Annotated in this window: 3 protein-coding genes; 2 read left to right on the top strand and 1 reads right to left on the bottom strand. The window is 55.7% G+C overall.

Annotated features, from left to right (window positions below):
* Positions 1 to 30: 30 nt before the first annotated feature.
* Positions 31 to 432 carry a hypothetical protein gene (locus C2U68_RS20210; RefSeq protein WP_140914277.1) on the bottom strand — a complete coding sequence of 134 codons (402 nt, stop codon included), beginning with the start codon at positions 430 to 432 and terminating at the stop codon, positions 31 to 33.
* A gap of 256 nt (positions 433 to 688) precedes the next feature.
* Between C2U68_RS20210 and metG the strand changes: the two genes are divergently transcribed.
* Together metG and rsxB are read left to right on the top strand one after the other, a co-directional pair.
* Positions 689 to 2,737: a methionine--tRNA ligase gene (metG, locus tag C2U68_RS20205; RefSeq protein ID WP_140914276.1), complete on the top strand. Its 2,049-nt coding sequence runs from the start codon at positions 689 to 691 to the stop codon at positions 2,735 to 2,737.
* A 10-nt stretch (positions 2,738 to 2,747) separates the two neighbouring features.
* Positions 2,748 to 3,320 (top strand): electron transport complex subunit RsxB, encoded by a 573-nt coding sequence (gene rsxB / locus C2U68_RS20200; protein WP_140914275.1) that lies wholly within the window; start codon positions 2,748 to 2,750, stop codon positions 3,318 to 3,320.
* Positions 3,321 to 3,522 lie beyond the last annotated feature (202 nt).

Below are 3,522 nucleotides of genomic sequence, written 5' to 3'. Positions count from 1 at the left end.
AAGCTTGGTTATTGCGCTTTGCGCTGGGGCTTATTTGATTTTCAACAGCTCTTTGCCGTCGCTGGAGAAGTGGCAAATACCGGCAGCGAAGTAGGTGCACTCTTCGGATTGGTCGAGTTTGGCACCGTTGGGGGTAAGATGAACTTTGACGGTGCAGGAACGCGCTTCGCCTTCGATATGCTTTTTCAAGACCAATTCATTCTCGCCGGCCGCTTTGGCATCACCTGTAATCTGCGCGGAACAGGCGTGTTTGCCCACTTCATCCGGATTCGGTTCGAAATCCACATCGGCGGTTACGCTGTATTCGTTGCCCAGTTTGGTGATTTTCAAATGCTGAACATGATTGCCGTCGCGCAAGATGTAATGGTCGGTAGCAGCAAACGCAGAGCCGGACGCCAGTAGAGCGGCGGCCAAAATCAAACCTTTTTTCATGGTGTAACCTCATCTTTTTTTAAAATTATTCAAGCTGTGGCGTAATCGGACCGGTTTATGGGTCAGCAAACCGGCGCAACGCTTGAGCGGAAAGCCCTGGCGATTGTACCGCACGGTTTGGCATAACCAAAAGCTGGAAAACCCAGGCTGCGGCAGCCGATGCAGGAAACGCCGTCTGGCCGCGGGCGGGCATTCCATGAAACCCCCGGCGTTTTATGCCATAATCCGCCCTCATTTTTTCCGGCCGATTTTCCCCATGTCCAAGCGAAAAATCTTAGTTACCAGCGCCTTGCCTTACGCCAACGGCCCGATTCATTTGGGCCATCTTGTGGAGTACATACAGACCGATATTTGGGTGCGTTTTCAAAAACAACGCGGCCACGACTGCTTTTATGTCTGCGCCGACGACACCCATGGCACGCCGATAATGCTCCGCGCCGACAAGGAAGGCATCACTCCGGAACAGCTGATCGCCGACGTCGAAAAACAACACCGCGCCGATTTCGCCGAATTCGGCGTCGCATTCGACCATTACCACAGCACCCATTCGCCGGAAAACCGGGAGTTTTCGGCCTTGATTTACCAGCGTCTGCGCGCCGGCGGCCATATTAGCCAACGCAGTATCACCCAGGCCTATGACCCGGTGAAAAACATGTTTCTGCCGGACCGTTTCATCAAGGGCGAATGCCCTAAATGCGGCGCGCCGGATCAATATGGCGACAGTTGCGAAGCCTGCGGCGCTACGTATTCGCCGACCGAGCTGAAAAACGCCGTTTCCGCCATTTCCGGCGAACGGCCGATCGAAAAAGAATCGGAACATTACTTCTTCGAATTGGGCCATTTCGAGCAAATGTTGCGGGAATGGACCACCGCCGGCCACTTACAGTCGGAAGTTGCCAACAAAATGGCGGAATGGCTGGAAAACGGCTTGCAACAATGGGATATTTCCCGCGACGCACCCTATTTTGGGTTCGAGATACCCGATGCGCCGGGCAAATATTTCTACGTCTGGCTGGACGCGCCGATCGGTTACATGGCCAGCTTCAAGCATTTGTGCGACCGGCAGGGCTTGAACTTCGACAGCTTTTGGCAAAAGGACAGCGACGCCGAGCTTTACCATTTCATCGGCAAGGACATCATTTATTTTCATGCCTTGTTCTGGCCGGCGATGCTGACCGGCGCCGATTTCCGCACCCCGAGCGCTATCTTCGCCCACGGCTTCCTGACGGTTAACGGCGAAAAAATGTCGAAGTCGCGCGGCACCTTCATCAAAGCTCGCACCTATTTGGACCATTTGAATCCCGAATATTTGCGTTATTACTTCGCCGCCAAACTCAGTGCCGGCGTCGACGACATCGATTTGAACTTCGACGATTTCTGTCTGCGCGTCAATTCCGACGTGGTCGGCAAGGTCGTCAATATCGCCAGCCGCTGCGCCGGTTTTATCCACAAGCGTTTCGATGGTGTGCTGTCCGACACCTGCGCCGAACCGGCTTTGTTCCAGCAATTCGTCGATGCCAACTCTGCGATTGCCGAGCTTTACGAGCGGCGCGAATTCGGTAAGGCGATGCGGGAAATCATGGCGCTGGCCGACAAAGCCAATCAGTACATAGACGAGCAGAAGCCTTGGGTGATCGCCAAGGAAGAAGGCAAAGACGCCGAATTGCATGCCGCTTGCAGCATGGGCATCAACCTGTTCCGGATGTTGGTGGTTTATCTGCGGCCGGTGATTCCAACCTTGGCCGCCAACGCCGAGGGCTTTTTGAATATTCCGCCACAGGCCTGGCCGAACAAGGTCGAGCCGTTGCTCGGCCACAAAATCAACGCCTTTACGCCGTTGATGACCCGGGTCGAGCCGGACAAAATCGCCGCCATTGTCGAGGCGTCCAAGGAAAACCTGGAAAAAACGCCACCGGCCAAAGCCAAGCCGGCAAAGGCCGCATCTCCCGCGCCGGCCGCCGGCATCGACCCGATCGCCAGTCCGATTGAGATCGACGACTTCGCCAAAATCGATTTGCGCGTCGCTCGAATCGTCAAAGCCGAGTCGGTCGAAGGTGCTGAAAAACTGCTGCAACTGACCGTCGATTTGGGCAACGAAACCCGCAATATCTTCGCCGGCATCAAATCGGCTTACACGCCGGAACAACTGGAAGGCAAGCTCACCGTGGTTGTGGCCAACCTGGCGCCGCGCAAAATGCGTTTCGGCACCTCGGAAGGCATGGTGCTGGCGGCTGGTCCGGGCGGCAAGGATATCTTCGTGCTATCGCCGGATCAAGGCGCGCAACCGGGCATGCGGATTAAATAAAACCAAGCGCATGACGGCAATCGAAACCACGCTAGCCGACCGCATCGACGCCGTTCTGCCGCAAACCCAATGCGGCAAATGCGGCTACCCCGGTTGCCGGCCGTATGCGGAAGCCATCGGTAACGGCGAAGCCGATATCAATCAATGTCCGCCTGGCGGGGCCAAGGGCATCCAGTTGCTCGCCGACTTGCTTGGGGTTGACGTCAAGCCGTTGAATCCGGCATTTGGCATGGAACGCCCGCGGTTGGTAGCAGTGATTAACGAAGCCGAATGTATCGGCTGTACCAAATGTCTGCCGCCGTGTCCGACCGATGCCATCCTCGGCGCTAACAAGCATATGCACACCGTCATCACCGATTTATGTACCGGCTGCGAATTGTGCGTTGCTCCGTGTCCGATGAATTGCATCGCCATGGTCCAGGCAGCAAATCCCGAGTGGACGGCAGCAGATGCGGAACGTGCCCGCCTGCGCTATCAAGCGCGCAATCGGCGTATGGCCAGGCTGGAAGTAGAAAAAGCCGAACGCCAACTTCGGCAAAAACAGATGCTGGCAAAATTGAGATCGGCAAAAAATTCTGCGTAAGCGCAAGCGGTCCATGACTTTGCCGGCTTTTGCCCGTATAATTGCCGGCTGTAAATAAGGTCCCATAGCCGCTGCTAGATCGGGACTTGCCCGCCGGAAACGACAGTCAGCCGGTTTAGGGTTATAGAGAACGTCCAAGACCGTTTGACCAAAGTGACTGTAACGTTAGACCGCAAATCACTTGCGCCCGTAGCTCAGCTGG

Origin of the sequence: Methylomonas koyamae, assembly GCF_006483455.1 — a bacterium.
In the GTDB taxonomy this organism is placed as follows: domain Bacteria; phylum Pseudomonadota; class Gammaproteobacteria; order Methylococcales; family Methylomonadaceae; genus Methylomonas; species Methylomonas koyamae_B.
Note: the sequence above shows the minus strand (reverse complement) of the source record. Positions and strands in the feature narration are given on the sequence as shown.

Coding starts and splice junctions, on each gene's coding strand:
- C2U68_RS20210 (WP_140914277.1), bottom strand. CDS start 432: ATGAAAAAAGGTTTGATTTTGGCCGCCGCTCTACTGGCGTCCGGCTCT.
- metG (WP_140914276.1), top strand. CDS start 689: ATGTCCAAGCGAAAAATCTTAGTTACCAGCGCCTTGCCTTACGCCAAC.
- rsxB (WP_140914275.1), top strand. CDS start 2,748: ATGACGGCAATCGAAACCACGCTAGCCGACCGCATCGACGCCGTTCTG.